This window comes from Bacillus sp. T2.9-1 (assembly GCF_950097965.1).
GTDB classification, from domain to species: domain Bacteria; phylum Bacillota; class Bacilli; order Bacillales; family Cytobacillaceae; genus Niallia; species Niallia hominis.
In genome coordinates this window covers 31,355-49,001 of record NZ_CATNHG010000001.1, presented here as the reverse complement: position 1 = coordinate 49,001, position 17,647 = coordinate 31,355, and the positions used below count along the sequence as shown (strand labels likewise).

The following is a 17,647-nucleotide window of genomic DNA, read 5'->3' as shown; positions in this document are numbered from 1 at the left end:
GTCTTTTGTCTCCTTTAATTCATGCTATTTTGCTACGTCACATCCCCTTATTAGTAAATATTACCTTACCTCTAGCAAGGATAAAACAGACTTTATGACCAGTTGGAATAATCCTAAATACCTATTTTAGTAGAAATTACTAGGGACTAAGGTCTTCAGCAATGTTTTCCTATTATAATAACTATATATTTAACCGAAAAGAATAGAATAAATTGGGCATTTTTAGTAGATTCAAAGAGAGGGGAATACACAAATGGATAGAAATCAGCTGAAAGAAAACAATACATTTTATGTACATAATAAGAAAGAATATCAAAAACATTTAGATTTTATCCATAATGAATTGATAAAGTTTCCTACCATAAATATACCTAATCACCATAAAGTAATTAAAAATCAGGATTTGGAAGATTGGATAGTAGAAAAACTAAGTCCAAAAGACATTGCAGAAATTATCTTTTTATTAGAAAACGCCAAAAAAAGAGCATCCTCTCTGGAATCAATTTTTCAAGTAATTGCAACAAGTTTATTACAAAATTCATAAAGAAATTATCTATTCTCGTCTTACTATCACAAGGCTTCTCACTTGTTTCACTATGGTGACAACTATATAATAATAGATATTTATTTTAAATGCCTTTAATTGATTCCAAAAACAAGTAGGGAATTGACTAAAAAAGTTGTGGATACTTCCATTACTCTAAATGGGAAAACGATTGTATAGATGAGTGAGGAAGGTTTGTTTCTTGTATTAGGAGGAGAAAATAGTTGGAACAATGTATGAAAAGCCTATATACCTATTTATATGATCATCTTGTAGACATGCGTGAGGAATGGCTGAGCACAATAGAGAATAGTTCATCTAATTATTATTCAATCAATAAATCCTCAGACAGTATGGAAGAACTAGTTACAGCACACCAAATACTCTTAGAAAATGTAATTAAGGTATTTATTGAGGAAGAGGAAGTATATTCAGCCAATATTTCTAAATGGGCTGTTAAAGTTGCGGAAAAGCGGGCAAAAGATTTGGTTCCTATTTTGGAATCGATTGAACAGCTTAACACAGTTAAAGAAATTCTTTTATCATATGTTGAAAAATTTTCTGCAGAAACTACTGATCAATTAACGATAACGACACTGTTTGAATGGATACGATTAGTACAATATGCATTTGATCTATTTGTAAATATCTTTATTGGCTCTTATGATGAATACAAATTTCAGCAATTGACAGCACAGCAAGAAACCATTTATGAATTAAGCAGTCCAGTGATTCCCATAACAAAGGGGATTGGGGTGCTTCCATTAATTGGAGATATTGATACAAAGAGGGCACAATTAATCATGGAAAATACTTTGAAGGAATGCAATGAAAAACGCTTTAATCATTTATTCATTGATTTATCAGGAGTACCTCTTATTGATACAATGGTTGCACATCAAATTTTTCATGTTATACATGCACTGCGTTTAATTGGTGTAAAAGGGTATCTTTCTGGATTAAGGCCAGAGGTGGCGCAAACAGCCATACAATTAGGTGTAGACTTTAGCCAAATTCCGATATTTAATAATTTAGCAAGTGCTCTTGAAAGATTTGGGTTAATGGTTAATGAAACGAAATTTGTTTAAATAGAGGTGTATGTAGATGGGGAAATATCTAGCTGCACTATTTTTTCCATGCTTATTAGTAATACTTTTTTCAAAAGCTACCTATTATCCAATTATTGGATTAATTTTAACTGTCGCCTTAATTGCTGCTTCTGTGTATAAAGGATATACTGATACATTTCTATTAATTGTTGTGGATGCATTTTCTATGACGATTGGATATATGATTAGCAGAAGATGGAAAGAGAAAGTAGCGAATAAATAATGTTTAGGCTACATTTCAAAAAGTATTAAAAAAGAATAGAAAAGAAGAATGACTAAACGATTTTACGTCGATAAAGATGATAGGTATTTTCGTATAGTCATTTTTTTTTTGAAATTTAGTATCCATAGAAAAATTGCTGATGAAATAAATAGAATGTTTGTTCTCTTTTTTGTGGTTTGAAATAGGTGGTTTGTGGTAGAATGGTGATATGTTGATTACATAAGTAGGAAATTATAAAAAAAGACTTTAATACGAACGTCGAATTTTGAAATTTTGTTTATTTTAAAAGCCTCCTGGTACCCGCATAAATCCTATAACGGTGAGACCCCGCATTCCCTTACTTTCCTCTGGGAGAATGTAAGTATATGGAGTGAAATGGAATGAACAAGTTTTTTGTGTTTAACTCTATAAAACAACAAAGGTTATGAAAATAGCTTGTAATAGATATGCCTAAACATAAAGGACCAACGGACGTATGAATAAAAAGAAGTGCATATAGATCGGAGGATGGTTTAGTGAATCATGATTTTGAATTAGTTTCAAAGTATACGCCTCAAGGAGATCAGCCGGGAGCAATAAAAAAACTAGTATCAGGAATTAAAGAAGGCGAAAAAATTCAGACATTGCTAGGGGCGACTGGGACTGGTAAAACCTTTACAATTAGCAATGTTATTAAAGAAGTAAAGAAGCCAACGTTAATCATTGCTCACAATAAAACACTAGCTGGCCAATTATATAGTGAATTTAAAGAGTTTTTCCCAAATAATGCAGTAGAGTATTTTGTCAGCTATTATGATTACTATCAACCAGAAGCATATGTCCCGCAAACGGATACGTTTATCGAAAAGGATGCCAGCATCAATGATGAAATTGATAAGCTTCGCCATTCTGCAACATCTTCCTTGTTTGAAAGAGATGACGTTATTATTATTGCCAGTGTTTCTTGTATTTACGGTTTAGGTTCTCCAGAGGAATATCGAGAAATGGTTGTTTCCTTAAGGACTGGTATGGAATTAGAAAGAAATCAACTGCTTCGTAAACTAGTTGATATCCAATATGATCGAAATGATATCGATTTTAAACGGGGGACTTTCCGTGTTCGTGGAGATGTTGTTGAAATTTTCCCCGCTTCTCGTGATGAACATTGTATTAGAGTAGAATTTTTTGGAGATGAAATTGATCGGATTCGTGAAGTAGATGCATTAACTGGCGAAATATTAGGAGAACGGAATCATATTGCCATCTTTCCTGCTTCTCACTTCGTAACAAGAGAAGAGAAAATGAAAGTGGCGATTGAGAACATTGAAAAGGAATTAGAAGAACAATTAGAAAAACTAAGGGAAAATAATAAATTATTAGAGGCACAACGTTTGGAACAGCGCTCTCGCTATGATCTTGAGATGATGAGAGAGATGGGGTTCTGTTCGGGAATAGAAAACTATTCAAGACATTTAACATTAAGACCTCCTGGCTCAACACCTTACACTTTATTGGATTATTTTCCAAAAGATTTTCTTCTTGTCATTGACGAATCCCATGTTACACTTCCGCAAATTAGAGGAATGTATAATGGGGACCAGGCAAGGAAAAGTGTGCTAGTAGAGCATGGCTTTCGCTTGCCATCTGCACTTGATAATCGCCCGTTAACCTTTGGAGAATTTGAACAGCATATAAATCAAATGATCTGTGTTTCTGCAACGCCTGGTCCGTATGAAATGGAGCATACGCCGGTAATGATCGAACAAATCATTCGGCCAACTGGATTACTTGATCCAACTATTGACGTTCGTCCAATTGAAGGACAGATTGATGATCTAATTGCTGAGATTCATGAAAGAATTAAGCGGAATGAGCGGGTGCTGGTAACGACGCTTACGAAAAAAATGTCAGAGGATTTAACGGATTATCTGAAAGAAATCGGCATTAAAGTACAATATTTACATTCTGAGGTGAAAACGTTAGAACGGATTGAAATCATTCGAGAATTACGTCTCGGCAAATATGATGTTCTCGTAGGGATTAACTTATTACGGGAAGGATTGGATATTCCAGAAGTATCATTAGTCACTATTTTAGATGCTGATAAGGAAGGGTTCCTTCGTTCGGAACGATCTTTAATTCAAACAATCGGACGTGCAGCAAGAAATTCGAATGGGCATGTTATTATGTATGCAGATAAGATGACGCATTCAATGGAAGTAGCAATAAGTGAAACGAAAAGACGGAGAGAAATCCAAGAGAAATATAACGAAGAACATGGTATTACTCCGCAAACGATTCAAAAAGGTATTCGAGATTCCATTCGTGCTACGCAAGCAGCAGAAGAACCAGAAGAATATGCAACTTCTGTTAAACTTGATAAATTGACGAAAAAGGAAAAAGAGGCAATGATTGCCCAAATGGAGAACGAAATGAAGGAAGCAGCAAAAGCTCTGAATTTCGAAAGAGCTGCAGAGCTTCGCGATTTATTGCTTGAATTAAAGGCGGAGGGGTGAGCAAAAAATGGCAATGGATAAACTTATTGTAAAAGGTGCAAGAGCAAATAATTTAAAAAATATTGATATAACTATTCCAAGAGATCAATTAGTAGTCATAACTGGTTTATCTGGTTCCGGGAAATCTTCTCTCGCTTTTGATACCATTTATGCAGAAGGACAAAGAAGATATGTTGAATCTTTATCCGCATACGCGCGACAGTTTTTAGGGCAAATGGATAAGCCAGATGTAGATTCGATTGAAGGACTGTCCCCTGCTATTTCCATCGACCAGAAAACAACTAGCCGAAATCCACGCTCTACAGTTGGAACAGTAACTGAAATCTATGATTACTTAAGACTATTATTTGCAAGAGTAGGAAGACCAACTTGCCCAGAGCATGGAATTGAAATATCTTCCCAGACAATTGAACAGATGGTTGATCGCATTCTAGAATATCCTGAAAGAACTAGACTTCAAGTGCTCGCTCCGGTTGTATCAGGGAGGAAGGGATCCCATGTAAAAGTGCTGGAAAATGTGAAAAAGCAGGGATATGTTCGATTACGAATCGATGGAGAAATGTTTGAAATTGGTGATGATATTTCCTTAGATAAAAATAAGAAACATAATATAGAAGTAGTAATTGATCGCCTTGTAGTGAAAGAAGGGATTGCTGCAAGACTGGCAGATTCCCTTGAATCCGCATTACAATTTGGGAATGGAAAAGTGATTATCGATGTAATTGGGGAGGAAGAATTGCTTTTTAGCGAGCATCATGCTTGTCCGATTTGCGGATTCTCTATTGGGGAATTAGAGCCAAGACTGTTTTCCTTCAATAGTCCATTTGGAGCTTGTCCTGATTGTGATGGTCTCGGAAATAAACTAGTAGTAGATGTTGATTTAGTCATTCCTAATTGGGATTTGACTCTAAAAGATAATGCGATTGCTCCATGGGAATCTATTAGTTCTCAATACTATCCTCAGCTCCTTGAAAGTGTATGCAACCATTATGGCATTGATATGAACATACCCGTAAAGGATATTCCTAAAAATCTAATGGATAAGATTCTTTATGGATCAGGCAAAGAATATATTCACTTTCGATATGAAAATGACTTTGGCCAAGTTAGAGAAAATGATATTCAGTTTGAAGGTGTTATAAGAAATATCGAAAGAAGATTTAAGGAAACAAGCTCTGATTATATTCGAGAGCAAATGCAAAAATACATGGCTGAACAGCCTTGTCGTACATGTAAAGGCTATCGGTTAAAGAAAGAAGCATTAGCAGTATTAATTAATGGCCAGCATATAGGAAAAATCACGGAAAAATCAGTTGTTGAGTGCTATCAATTTATGGAGCAGGTTGATTTAACTGAAAAGGAAAAACAAATTGCGAACTTGATTCTTAGGGAAATAAAAGAGAGAGTCGGATTTTTAATAAATGTTGGTTTAGATTATCTGACTTTAAGTAGATCAGCGGGAACTCTATCTGGAGGCGAAGCGCAAAGAATTCGTTTGGCAACACAAATTGGATCAAGACTTACAGGCGTACTTTACATCTTAGATGAACCTTCTATCGGTCTTCATCAAAGAGACAATGATAAATTAATTGATACATTAAGACAAATGAGAGACATCGGAAATACATTGATTGTTGTAGAGCATGATGAAGATACAATGATGGCAGCAGATTATTTAATCGATGTTGGTCCTGGTGCGGGCGTACATGGAGGAGAAATTATTTCTGTCGGAACACCAGATGAAGTAATGAAGGATCCTCAATCGATAACAGGTCAATATTTATCAGGAAAAAAATTCATCCCACTTCCATTAGAGAGAAAACAAAGTGATGGTAGGTTTATTGAAATAACTGGGGCGAAAGAAAATAATTTAAAAAATGTAAATGTAAAAATCCCCCTTGGAATGTTTATCGCCGTCACAGGTGTTTCAGGGTCTGGAAAAAGTACGTTAATTAACGAGATTCTTCATAAAGGCTTAGCACAAAAGCTGAATCGCGCAAAAGCAAAGCCAGGCCAGCATAAAGAAATTAAAGGAATCGACCAGTTAGAAAAAGTTATTGATATTGATCAGTCTCCAATTGGACGAACTCCAAGATCAAATCCTGCGACTTACACCGGAGTGTTTGATGATATTCGGGATGTTTTTGCGACGACTAATGAAGCTAAAGTACGTGGATATAAAAAAGGACGCTTTAGTTTTAATGTAAAGGGCGGAAGATGTGAGGCTTGTCGTGGAGATGGAATCATAAAAATTGAAATGCATTTCCTTCCAGATGTGTATGTTCCATGTGAAGTATGTCATGGAAAACGATACAATAGAGAAACATTGGAAGTAAAATATAAAGGGAAAAACATTTCAGATGTCTTGGGTATGACAGTAGAAGATGGAGTAGCTTTCTTTGAAAATATCCCTAAGATTCATCGTAAGCTTCAAACAATTGTTGATGTTGGTTTAGGTTATATTAAACTCGGACAACCAGCAACTACTTTATCAGGTGGGGAAGCGCAAAGGGTCAAATTAGCATCTGAATTACACCGCCGTTCTACTGGCAAGTCCTTTTATATTTTAGATGAGCCGACGACAGGCTTACATGTTGATGATATTTCAAGATTATTGATCGTGCTTCAAAGATTAGTCGAAAATGGCGATACAGTACTCGTTATTGAACATAATCTGGATGTAATAAAGACTGCAGATTATATTATCGACTTAGGTCCAGAAGGCGGAGATAAAGGTGGTACTATTTTAGGAACAGGTACGCCAGAAGACATTGCAGACCTTAAAGGATCCTATACGGGGAAATATTTAAAGCCAATCTTGGAGAGAGATCGACTAAGAATGAAGAATCATATAGAAGAAGCAGAAAAGATTGCTACAACTTAATATAGGATAAAGGGATGGGGACAGTAGAAGAGTCGATTAGTTTATAGCAAAGCAGACTTCCTATAAAATGGCCCTGTCCCTTTTTTATTTCTTCCACAGAATTCTTCTGAAATGAAAAATAATGACATAAAATAAAAAAGATTATTAGCTTTAAGTAAATAGATAAATAAAAGGATTGAAACTTTTCGGAGGGATAATTCGTATTAGAATGAAGAGATGATAATTTTGAATGCTAATGGTTGATATCCAGAATTAATTAGAGTAGACATCAACGGACTCTATTGCAAAAAAATGAAATTATTATGCAAACAGCATTTTTATCACAATTTTAATTGTAATTTCCATCATTAATCTTAAATAATATCTTAAAAATACAGCCAATCATTTCATAATTCACAGAGTATCATTAAAAACCGTTTTGTAGTTTATGGCTAAGCATTAGCAAATTATTTTTAAATGTTGAAAACAGAATAAAACAGTTTAGTTAATTTTGAGGAGGATTTAAAGTGGCTGACGAGAAAAAACGAATTTTAGAGTTAGTTGAAAGTGGAAAATTGACAGTGGATGAAGCATTAAAGCTAATGGAAAAGGTTGATGAAGTAAGTGAGAAGAAATCCTTAAATGAAGAAGAAAAGAAGATATTAGAAGATTTTCATGAAGAAGCAAAGTTCCATGAAAAAAAGAAAGAAACAAATTCAAATTATGGATTTAACTTTCAAGCAGCAAAAGATAAACTTTTTGATTTTGTTGATACAACGATAAAGAAGGTAAAAGAAGTAGACCTTGATTTGAACTTTGGTCATTTTGAAGAAGTTTCTCACATATTTCAGTACAATAATATTTCACCAAAGAAACTGGATATTGATATTCCTAATGGAGAAGTTGAGCTCATTCCATGGGATCAAGAAGAAGTTAGTATTGAGTGTAAAGCAAAGGTATATAGAGTTAATTCTTTGGAAGAAGCAAAAAAGGTGTTTTTAAAGGAAATACAAGTGATTGTAGATGATGAACAATTAGTAGTCAAAACAAATCATAAATGGATGAAGGTAAAAACTCAAGTTTATGTTCCTAAAAAGTCCTATGAATCAACCATCATTCGCTTATTTAATGGACCGATTACAACATTTGATATAAAGGCGGAAAAATTGTATGCTAAAACGGCTAATGGTAAAATAACGCTAAATGCAGGTGAAAATACAAAAGTAGAAGCAGATGCAGCGAATGGCAGTATAAAAGTTGATAAAGGAAACATCCAGAAACTTGATGCAGAAACGATTAATGGTTCGATTGCAGTGGATGGGTACTTTAATAAAGTGGATTTACAATCCTTTAATGGAAGTATTTCATGTACAAATCATGCCGAAAATTGTGAAGTTTTAGAGTTCCAAGGGACTACAGGGAGTATTGAGGTAAGCTTGCCAGAAGCATTAGCCGTTAGTGGTGTATTAAAAACGAATTTTGGCGGCTTTAATGTAGAGTTAGAGGGTATTCAAATAATTGAAGAGAAAAGTGAAGTACTTCAAAAAACGTTACAATTTAAATCAATACAATCAAGTGATCATCATACAAAAATGGAAGCAAACACAAAAACTGGATCGATAAAGGTTAAAAAAATTGAAAAAGCAGGCAATTAATTTTATAGGAAAAACCGATAATTAATTAATCGATAGTTGGTATGGAGAATAAATGAATGTGCGAATGCTAATTATATCACTTATCGTATTTTTACCACTCTTAACGGCCAGTACCATTACCTCCTATCGACTGAGAAGAATTCATGGGAGAAAGGCGGGAAATCAACTGTCCGTAAAGGTCCGATTGGTTCAACTAACCATCAGTGGGGAAGTTTCTTTATCGGTTTTTACTATGCAGAATGAGGAGCAATAAGAATGAGATGGATAATAGGAATATTAATTAATGCTATCTTCTTTGTGGCATTAGCCGGTTTATTTCAGGATTACTTTTATTTATCAGGAATCGGTGCTGCAATTGGTGCTAGTGCCGTTTTATCTCTGCTAAATATTATTGTAAAACCAATTTTAATATTATTGACATTACCTGTGACAATATTATCGCTAGGACTATTTTTATTTGTCATTAATGCGATCACACTGTCATTAACAGACAGATTGATGGGGAGCAGTTTTGAAATATCAAGTTTTAGTATGTGCTTACTTTTTAGCATTTTCCTATCGATTTGTAATATAATTGTTCAAAATACTGTCCTTCGTGGAGAAAAAAGGTAAACGCTGCTAAGTAAAGGGGGAAAACTATTTTCCTGCTTTATTGGCAGTTTTTTTATGTTCCAAATTAATGAATGGGAAGTAGATTTAATCTGCAGATATTAGCACATTCATTATGAAAACAGCCATAATAATGGACATTATTGGCTTCATAATAGCATAACTGCTACCGATTTCCACTAACAGTATGTAAACGAGGACCTATAAGTAGTCTTGTTTTCCTAATATTTTGATTGAATTCTGGCATATATTTATCTTTTAATGCTAAAATAAAGTGAATATGGAATTCTAAATAATGACTAAAATTAAACAGTTTTGTTCTGTTTATAAAACGAACAGCAAAGACCTTTAAAGGAGGAGCTTCATGGCGGCAAAAGTATTAATAAAAGATGTTATTGAAGAGTTTGATTTAGAAATTGTAAGTGGAGAAGAAGGAATTAATCGACCGATTACGGTTAGTGATATATCAAGACCTGGTTTAGAAATGGCAGGCTACTTTAACTACTATCCAGCTGAGCGTGTTCAGTTGCTAGGAAAGACAGAGCTTACATTTGCTCAACGTTTAAGTGATGAAGATCGAGCAAATCGATTAACAAAATTATGTAGTGATACAACTCCAGGTATTATCATCACTCGTAATATGGAAGTGCCACCACAGTTAATAGAGGCATCTGAAGAGCTGGCTGTACCAGTATTGCGGTCCAAGCATAAAACATCACTTTTTTCTAGTAGACTTACAAATTTCCTGGAAAGAAAACTTGCACCTACTACAGCGGTTCATGGTGTCCTCGTTGACATCTATGGCGTAGGGGTTTTAATTACGGGGAAAAGTGGTGTTGGTAAAAGTGAAACAGCACTTGAGCTTGTTAAGCGTGGTCATCGATTAGTTGCTGATGATTGTGTGGAGATTAGGCAAGAAGATGAGAATTTAATTGTTGGAAGTTCACCAGAGCTAATTGAGCATCTATTGGAAATTCGCGGATTAGGAATTATAAATGTCATGACTTTATTTGGAGCTGGTGCTGTACGCACACATAAGAAAATCTCCTTGGTTATGTCATTGGAATTATGGGAGCAGAACAAGCAATATGACCGTTTAGGGCTAGACGAAGAGAAAATGAAAATAATTGATACGGAAGTAACAAAGCTTACGATTCCAGTCCGTCCAGGTCGAAACTTAGCTGTCATTATTGAAGTAGCAGCAATGAATTTCCGATTAAAACGAATGGGTGTAAATGCAGCAGAACAGTTTACCAATAAATTGAATAATGTTATTTCTGACGAAAAAAATTAAAGAAATGTAACTAAAGGAATGAATGGTAAAGTGAAAATACACTTTTTTCTCAAGCCTTTAAAAGAAACACATGGGAAATAGGAGGAAATCTGATGGAAGATATACAACCAATCGATCCAATTGCCTTTTCATTAGGACCAATTGATGTCAGATGGTATGGACTTATTATCGGTTCTGGATTAATTCTTGCTCTTATTATTGCAATGAGAGAAGGAAATAGAAGAGGACTAGGAAAGGATGACTTTCCAGATTTAATGTTATGGGCTATTCCAATCTCTATTATATGTGCGAGAATTTATTATGTCATCTTTGAATGGAGCTATTATAAAGATCACCTTGGTGATATTCCAAAAATTTGGAATGGAGGTATCGCTATTCATGGTGCCTTAATTGGAGCTGTTGTCACTACCTATATTTTTACAAAGAAAAAGGGAATTCCTTTCTGGAAAATAATTGATATAGCAGCGCCAAGTCTTATCCTTGGACAAGCAATTGGCCGTTGGGGCAACTTTATGAATCAAGAAGCACATGGTGGGGAAGTAACACGTTCCTTCTTAGAAGGACTTCATTTGCCGACCTTTATTATTGATCAGATGTATATTAACGGAACTTACTACCATCCTACTTTTTTATATGAATCATTATGGAATATAATTGGATTCGTGATTTTACTAGCTTTACGTAAAGTTAATTTACGAAGAGGAGAAATATTCTTATCCTATGTCATTTGGTATTCGATTGGAAGATTCTTTATAGAAGGCATGAGAACAGATAGCCTAATGATTGGCGATTTACGAATGGCTCAATTAATTTCTTTAGCTTTAATTGTATTATCAGTTGTCACCATTATTTATAGAAGAAAAGCTGGATTTGCAAGTGAGCGTTATTTAGATACAAATGGTTAATGATAGAAAGGGATGTTCAGGTTGACTGGAAAAATTAATACTGCATTATTTGATTTAGATGGAACACTTATTAATACAAATGAATTAATAATTTCCTCTTATTTACATACATTAAATCATTATTACCCAGGAAAATATGGCAGAGAAGATGTAATTCCATTTATGGGTCCACCGTTATTAGAAACATTTGAATCCATTGATAAATTACGTGCACAGGAAATGATGACAATGTATCGTGCCTATAATATCGAGAATCATGATAATATTGTTACGATATTTGATGGAGTATATGAGACCATTAAAGAATTAAAGGAAAGAGGCTTTAAACTTGCGATTGTATCAACAAAGCTTTCTGATGTGGTAGAAATGGGCTTGAAATTAACAAAATTAGATGCGTTTTTTGACGTAGTAGTTGCATTGGACCATGTAAAAAAGGCAAAGCCAGATCCGGAGCCAGTTCTTCTTGCTCTCGAGAAATTGAAGGCATCACCAGCTGAAGCAATAATGGTTGGAGATAATAAACATGATATATTGTCAGGAAAAAATGCAGGTACCTTAACTGCTGGGGTTGCTTGGACATTAAAAGGAAAGGCATTCTTGCAGGAATATCATCCTGACTATATTTTTGATAATATGAAGGATATCCTTTCTATTCCAGAAGTTCAAACATCATGAGAAAGACAACAAGATATCCAGTTAGCGGACCGAATTCTTTATGGCATGTATATAAGACTGTGCCTTTTTTAAAGGTAATTAAGAATTTTATGGTTATCCAAACAGCAAGATATATGCCTTTTTTGAAAGTAAAGAACTGGATGTACCGTAAGCTTTTGAAAATGAAGGTGGGAGAACATACTTCCTTTGCTTTGATGGTAATGCTTGATATTATGTTTCCTGAAAAAATCAAGGTTGGCAAGAATAGTGTGATAGGATATAACACAACCATTCTTGCCCATGAATATTTAATTGAGGAATACAGACTAGGGAAGGTTGAAATTGGTGATGAAGTAATGATTGGTGCCAATACAACGATTCTTCCTGGCGTGAAAATTGGAGATCATGCAATTGTTTCAGCAGGTACACTTGTCCATAAGGATGTTCCTGCAGGAAGCTTTGTTGGTGGAAATCCAATGGAAGTTATTTATACAGCAGAACAAATGGAAGAGCGCAGAAAAAACGAACCTTCTTATGTACTAGATGAATAAATAGAAGATAGCCTATCTGTCCGTTATTCCAAGATTGATAATCTTTGGAGTAACGAATAGATAGGTTTTTTAAAAAATGTCAGAATTAATAAAAAATAGAAAGATTAAGCGAATTTTCTTTTAAATGCAACTTTTCCCTTGACCTAAGATACGACGAAGAGTACACTAAAAACAACTCTTTAATTTGGTAGTATATTAGCGAACTAAAGCATTCGGAATTTTAAAACATGAGGTGTAGTGATGAGTAGCTTATTTATGTTTGAAAAGCCATTAGGCATGAGAGATACATTACCAGCCATATATGAAAGAAAATATAAAGTAAAACAATCGATGGACACAGAGATTAAGAAATGGGGATACCAATTTATTGAAACCCCAACATTGGAATATTATGAAACAGTCGGAACGGCGTCTGCCATTTTAGATCAGCAACTTTTTAAATTATTAGATCAGCAAGGACATACACTAGTCCTTCGTCCAGATATGACAGCCCCAATAGCGAGGGTAGCAGCTTCTAAACTTCTAACAGAAGACTTGCCATTGCGACTTGCCTATAATGCCTCTGTTTTTCGAGCACAGCAGCGAGAGGGTGGGAGACCAGCTGAATTTGAGCAAATCGGGGTTGAATATATCGGTGATAAAACAATTAGTGCCGATGGGGAAGGGATTTCTTTACTCGTTTCTACTCTTCAACAAGCAGGTGTGAAGGAGTATCAAGTTTCAGTAGGACATATTGGCTTTGTGCAGTCCTTCTTTCAACAAATCCTGGGAACGAAAGAAAGAGCAGAGAGTCTAACGAAATATTTGTATGAAAAAAATTATGTGGGGTATCGCCAGCATGTGGACAAGCTTTCTTTATCAAGCATTGATAAGCAGCGATTAAATGATTTCTTGCAGCTTAGAGGCGGAGAAGAAGTGATTGAGCTTGCTTATCAATTGATTGAAGGCGGTCAAGGGGCGAAAGCAATTGACGACTTAAAGCAGCTTTGGGAAATCCTTGTTGATTATGAAGTGGCAGATAGAGTGACATTTGATTTATCCCTTGTTAGTCATATGAGCTACTATACTGGGATTGTGTATGAAGTATATGCTGAGGGTGTAGGTTTTCATATCGGCAGTGGTGGCCGCTATGATTTATTATTAGAGAAATTCGGAAAAAGAACGGGAGCAACTGGTTTTGCTATTCGAGTTGACCGATTATTAGAAGCACTTGGGAAAGTGGAAAAAACAGCAACAATAGAGTGTATTTTATTTAGTAATGAGCGCAGAAAAGAAGCTTTCCAATTGGCTCAGGAGAAGAGGAAAGCAGGAATCCATGTCATTACGCAAGATATTAATGGGGTAAAAGATGTAGATGCTTGTACGAAGCAATACAGTGAAATTACGCTATTAGTTGGGAAAAAAGGAATGGAGGTTGTCAAATGAACGATATGCTAACTATAGCCATGCCAAAGGGAAGGATATTCGAAGAGGCGGCTGATTTATTAAGAGATGCAGGCTTTCGTTTACCTGCTGAATTTGATGACTCCCGGAAATTAATCATTGATGTAGAAGAAGAAAATTTCCGCTTTATCTTGGCAAAACCAATGGATGTACCAACTTATGTGGAGCATGGCGTAGCCGATTTAGGGATTGCTGGGAAAGATGTCATGCTGGAAGAAGAAAGAGATGTATATGAACTGCTAGACCTACATATTAGTGCCTGCTATTTGGCAGTAGCAGGTCTTCCAAATACAGAGCTTAATGAAATCGCGCCAAGGATTGCGACAAAGTATCCGAATGTAGCAGCTGCTTATTTTCGGGAGCAAGGGTCTCAAGTAGAAATCATTAAGCTGAATGGTTCGATTGAGCTTGCGCCTATTATTGGGTTGACGGACCGAATTGTTGATATTGTTTCAACAGGAAAAACATTGGTCGAAAATGGACTCGTAGAATACGAAAGAATAGTAGATATTACTTCAAGATTAATTGTAAATCCTGCAAGCTATCGATTGAAGGATTTACGAATTGGTGAATTAGTTGCAAGGCTTCAACAAGTCGTAAATACGAAGCTATTATCGAAATAAAGGGAAAGGGGATTTCGAGATGAGGATTGTGAAAGATATAGAGAATATTAGCTTAAAACGTTCTGTTGATGCTGGAACAGTAGAGCAGAGAAAAGCCGTTATCGACATAATGGAAAACGTAAAAAGAAATGGCGATCAAGCATTAATCGAATATACAAAAAAATGGGATGGAGCAAATCTATCAAGTCTTCTTGTAAGGGAAGAAGAGATTGCGGTTGCCTACGATAATGTTGAAAAGGATATGATTTCTATTATCAAGGAGGCAGCTGCAAACATTAAAGATTATCATCAAAAGCAGCTAAAAACTTCATGGAATTTCACACAAGAAAATGGATCAATCCTTGGTCAAAGAATTCTGCCTTTAGATTCAGTTGGTGTATATGTGCCAGGCGGAACGGCAGCCTATCCTTCATCTGTATTAATGAATGTAATTCCAGCAATTGTTGCAGGAGTGAATCGGATTGTAATGGTATCTCCACCAAGTGAAAACGGAACACTTCCTCCTGCAGTACTAGTAGCAGCAGATATTGCTGGAGTTAAGGAAATTTATAAAGTGGGTGGAGCACAGGGGATTGCTGCTTTAGCCTATGGAACAGAATCGATTGAAAAGGTCGATAAAATTGTTGGTCCTGGGAATATCTTTGTAGCCCTTGCAAAACGAGAAGTTTTTGGAGATGTTGCCATTGATATGATTGCTGGTCCAAGTGAAATTGCGATAATAGCAGATGAAACGGCCAGAGCAAAAGAAATAGCAGCAGATTTATTATCACAGGCAGAGCATGATGAAAGAGCTTCATCTGTTCTTGTGACTACTTCTCCAAAATTAGCAGAAGAGGTTTCGAAAGAAGTAGAAATACAGTTAAGTGATTTGCCGCGAAAAGAAATAGCGAAAAAATCAATAGATCAATATGGATTTATTGTCGTTGTAAACACACTGGAAGAAGCTGTGACAGTCATTAATACAATTGCCCCAGAACATTTAGAAATAATCACAGAAAATCCGTCTGATATTCTGGAAAAGATTCGCCATGCAGGTTCCATCTTTCTTGGAAGATATAGTTCAGAACCAGTCGGCGATTACTTTGCAGGAACGAACCATGTATTGCCGACAAATGGTACAGCAAGATTCTCTAATCCATTAAATGTAGATGATTTTCAAAAAAAATCTAGTGTTATCCAATACAGTGAAGTAGCATTTCGCGAAAATGCCCCAAAAATAGCTAAATTTGCACGATTAGAAGGGTTAGAAGCCCATGCAAGAGCAATAGAAGCCCGCGATAAGCAAATAATTAGTATCGATAGTTTTGACAAAGAATGATGATAGTGACCTTAGCAGCAAAGATAAAGTGGAGGTACGGTCATTCGGCTATGGGATTAGCGATACTGGGAAGACTCTAAGGGGCAAGCGAACTGCTGCCAAATAGAAAGATATCTTTCAAGGTTACAATACAAAAAGGAGGAAGGAATATGGGAAGAACCGCTGCAATCAATAGAAAAACAGGAGAAACAAACATTCAGTTATCTTTAAATATAGACGGAGAAGGAGTTTCTGAAATCGATACAGGCGTACCATTTATGAATCACATGCTAGATTTATTTACAAAACACGGTCAATTTAATTTGACAGTACAAGCAAATGGCGATATTGAAGTAGATGATCACCATACTACAGAAGATATTGGAATATGTCTTGGAATGGCGCTGAAGGATGCTCTTGGTGATAAAAAGGGCATAAAGCGATATGGAAATAGCTTTGTACCAATGGATGATACGTTAGCGCAAGTAGTAATAGATTTAAGTAATAGACCGCATCTAGAATTTCGTGCTGAATTTCCAAGTGATAAAGTTGGGACGTTTGATACCGAACTTGTCCATGAATTTCTATGGAAATTTGCATTAGAAGCTAGAATGAATCTTCATGTTATTTTACATTACGGACACAATACTCATCATATGATTGAAGCGATTTTTAAAGCGATGGCTCGTGCACTAGATGAAGCTACGACAATTGACCCTAGAATCAAGGGGATTCCTTCGACGAAAGGGATGCTGTAAATGATCGGGATTATTGATTATGGAATGGGAAATTTGTTCAGTGTGAGTAAAGCACTGGAACGATTAAATGCTCCTTATTTTATTTCAGAGGACAAAGAAGCTTTGTTAAGCGCAGATGCATTAATTCTTCCTGGCGTGGGTGCATTTAAAGATGCGATGGCAAAGCTAAAGGAGACTGGTTTAGCGGAGATGATTGACACATTTGTTGACAGTGGCAAGCCTTTTTTAGGAATATGTCTTGGAATGCAGCTATTGTTTGAGTCGAGTGAGGAGCATGGCTACAGTGAAGGCTTGAAATTATTGCCTGGAAAAGTAGTTCGTTTTCCTGGAATAGCAGAAGATGGTTCAGCATATAAGGTACCTCATATGGGCTGGAACAAGCTTCATTTTAAGAAAGAGTCATCAATAGCACCAAATAGGGACGATGATTTTGTTTATTTTGTGCACTCCTATTATGCAGATACAAAAGACGAAGTAATCATCGCGAGCTGTTCCTATGATAAAGAGGTACCAGCAGTAGTAGGAAGAAACAATGTATATGGCATGCAGTTTCATCCAGAGAAAAGTAGTAAATTGGGTATGCATTTATTAAGCAATTTTGCTAGTTTAATACAGGAAGGATGA

General features: G+C 35.6%; 17 protein-coding genes. All 17 read left to right on the top strand.

The window, feature by feature from the left end; all coding sequences use genetic code 11:
• Positions 1-253 precede the first annotated feature (253 nt).
• The gene (locus tag QQZ16_RS00235) at positions 254-544 is read left to right on the top strand and encodes a hypothetical protein (RefSeq protein ID WP_284560951.1); all 291 of its coding nucleotides are present in this window, start codon (positions 254-256) and stop codon (positions 542-544) included.
• 224 nt (positions 545-768) lie between these two features.
• Entirely contained in the window at positions 769-1,632 is an 864-nt protein-coding gene (locus tag QQZ16_RS00230; protein WP_031540649.1) for an STAS domain-containing protein, read from the top strand.
• A gap of 16 nt (positions 1,633-1,648) precedes the next feature.
• The gene (locus QQZ16_RS00225) at positions 1,649-1,876 is read left to right on the top strand and encodes a CsbA family protein (protein WP_031540650.1); all 228 of its coding nucleotides are present in this window, start codon (positions 1,649-1,651) and stop codon (positions 1,874-1,876) included.
• Positions 1,877-2,391: 515 nt separating this feature from the next.
• The gene (gene uvrB / locus QQZ16_RS00220; RefSeq protein WP_031540651.1) at positions 2,392-4,371 is read left to right on the top strand and encodes an excinuclease ABC subunit UvrB; all 1,980 of its coding nucleotides are present in this window, start codon (positions 2,392-2,394) and stop codon (positions 4,369-4,371) included.
• A gap of 7 nt (positions 4,372-4,378) precedes the next feature.
• Positions 4,379-7,255 (top strand): excinuclease ABC subunit UvrA, encoded by a 2,877-nt coding sequence (gene uvrA, locus QQZ16_RS00215; RefSeq protein ID WP_031540652.1) that lies wholly within the window; start codon positions 4,379-4,381, stop codon positions 7,253-7,255.
• 506 nt (positions 7,256-7,761) lie between these two features.
• Positions 7,762-8,889, top strand: a complete 1,128-nt coding sequence (locus tag QQZ16_RS00210) for a DUF4097 family beta strand repeat-containing protein (protein ID WP_031540653.1) — start codon at positions 7,762-7,764, stop codon at positions 8,887-8,889.
• A gap of 36 nt (positions 8,890-8,925) precedes the next feature.
• Positions 8,926-9,132, top strand: coding sequence for a hypothetical protein (locus tag QQZ16_RS00205; RefSeq protein ID WP_109769010.1), 207 nt, complete (start codon positions 8,926-8,928; stop codon positions 9,130-9,132).
• Between the two features lie 12 nt (positions 9,133-9,144).
• A complete protein-coding gene (locus QQZ16_RS00200; RefSeq protein WP_031540654.1) occupies positions 9,145-9,501 on the top strand; it encodes a phage holin family protein in 357 nt (118 codons plus the stop codon).
• 361 nt (positions 9,502-9,862) lie between these two features.
• Positions 9,863-10,792, top strand: a complete 930-nt coding sequence (hprK, locus tag QQZ16_RS00195) for an HPr(Ser) kinase/phosphatase (protein ID WP_031540655.1) — start codon at positions 9,863-9,865, stop codon at positions 10,790-10,792.
• A 92-nt stretch (positions 10,793-10,884) separates the two neighbouring features.
• Positions 10,885-11,697, top strand: coding sequence for a prolipoprotein diacylglyceryl transferase (gene lgt, locus QQZ16_RS00190; RefSeq protein ID WP_031540656.1), 813 nt, complete (start codon positions 10,885-10,887; stop codon positions 11,695-11,697).
• Positions 11,698-11,718: 21 nt separating this feature from the next.
• Positions 11,719-12,372 (top strand): pyrophosphatase PpaX, encoded by a 654-nt coding sequence (ppaX, locus tag QQZ16_RS00185; protein ID WP_231512623.1) that lies wholly within the window; start codon positions 11,719-11,721, stop codon positions 12,370-12,372.
• Positions 12,369-12,902: an acyltransferase gene (locus QQZ16_RS00180; RefSeq protein ID WP_284560950.1), complete on the top strand. Its 534-nt coding sequence runs from the start codon at positions 12,369-12,371 to the stop codon at positions 12,900-12,902. Before ppaX ends, QQZ16_RS00180 begins: the two co-directional genes overlap by 4 nt.
• Before the next feature lie 240 nt (positions 12,903-13,142).
• Complete coding sequence (locus tag QQZ16_RS00175) at positions 13,143-14,327, top strand: ATP phosphoribosyltransferase regulatory subunit (RefSeq protein WP_284560949.1); 1,185 nt, start codon at positions 13,143-13,145, stop codon at positions 14,325-14,327.
• Positions 14,324-14,968, top strand: coding sequence for an ATP phosphoribosyltransferase (hisG, locus tag QQZ16_RS00170; RefSeq protein ID WP_031540660.1), 645 nt, complete (start codon positions 14,324-14,326; stop codon positions 14,966-14,968). Before QQZ16_RS00175 ends, hisG begins: the two co-directional genes overlap by 4 nt.
• Positions 14,969-14,987: 19 nt before the next feature.
• Entirely contained in the window at positions 14,988-16,286 is a 1,299-nt protein-coding gene (hisD, locus tag QQZ16_RS00165) for a histidinol dehydrogenase (RefSeq protein ID WP_284560948.1), read from the top strand.
• Between the two features lie 149 nt (positions 16,287-16,435).
• Positions 16,436-17,023 (top strand): imidazoleglycerol-phosphate dehydratase HisB, encoded by a 588-nt coding sequence (gene hisB / locus QQZ16_RS00160; RefSeq protein WP_031540662.1) that lies wholly within the window; start codon positions 16,436-16,438, stop codon positions 17,021-17,023.
• Positions 17,024-17,647: an imidazole glycerol phosphate synthase subunit HisH gene (gene hisH / locus QQZ16_RS00155; protein WP_284560947.1), complete on the top strand. Its 624-nt coding sequence runs from the start codon at positions 17,024-17,026 to the stop codon at positions 17,645-17,647.

Excerpts from the sequence above, each read along its gene's own strand:
- hisB (WP_031540662.1), top strand. The coding sequence starts at position 16,436 with ATGGGAAGAACCGCTGCAATCAATAGAAAAACAGGAGAAACAAACATT.
- hisD (WP_284560948.1), top strand. The coding sequence starts at position 14,988 with ATGAGGATTGTGAAAGATATAGAGAATATTAGCTTAAAACGTTCTGTT.
- hprK (WP_031540655.1), top strand. The coding sequence starts at position 9,863 with ATGGCGGCAAAAGTATTAATAAAAGATGTTATTGAAGAGTTTGATTTA.
- hisG (WP_031540660.1), top strand. The coding sequence starts at position 14,324 with ATGAACGATATGCTAACTATAGCCATGCCAAAGGGAAGGATATTCGAA.
- QQZ16_RS00175 (WP_284560949.1), top strand. The coding sequence starts at position 13,143 with ATGAGTAGCTTATTTATGTTTGAAAAGCCATTAGGCATGAGAGATACA.
- uvrA (WP_031540652.1), top strand. The coding sequence starts at position 4,379 with ATGGCAATGGATAAACTTATTGTAAAAGGTGCAAGAGCAAATAATTTA.
- QQZ16_RS00180 (WP_284560950.1), top strand. The coding sequence starts at position 12,369 with ATGAGAAAGACAACAAGATATCCAGTTAGCGGACCGAATTCTTTATGG.
- hisH (WP_284560947.1), top strand. The coding sequence starts at position 17,024 with ATGATCGGGATTATTGATTATGGAATGGGAAATTTGTTCAGTGTGAGT.
- QQZ16_RS00235 (WP_284560951.1), top strand. The coding sequence starts at position 254 with ATGGATAGAAATCAGCTGAAAGAAAACAATACATTTTATGTACATAAT.
- QQZ16_RS00200 (WP_031540654.1), top strand. The coding sequence starts at position 9,145 with ATGAGATGGATAATAGGAATATTAATTAATGCTATCTTCTTTGTGGCA.
- QQZ16_RS00225 (WP_031540650.1), top strand. The coding sequence starts at position 1,649 with ATGGGGAAATATCTAGCTGCACTATTTTTTCCATGCTTATTAGTAATA.
- lgt (WP_031540656.1), top strand. The coding sequence starts at position 10,885 with ATGGAAGATATACAACCAATCGATCCAATTGCCTTTTCATTAGGACCA.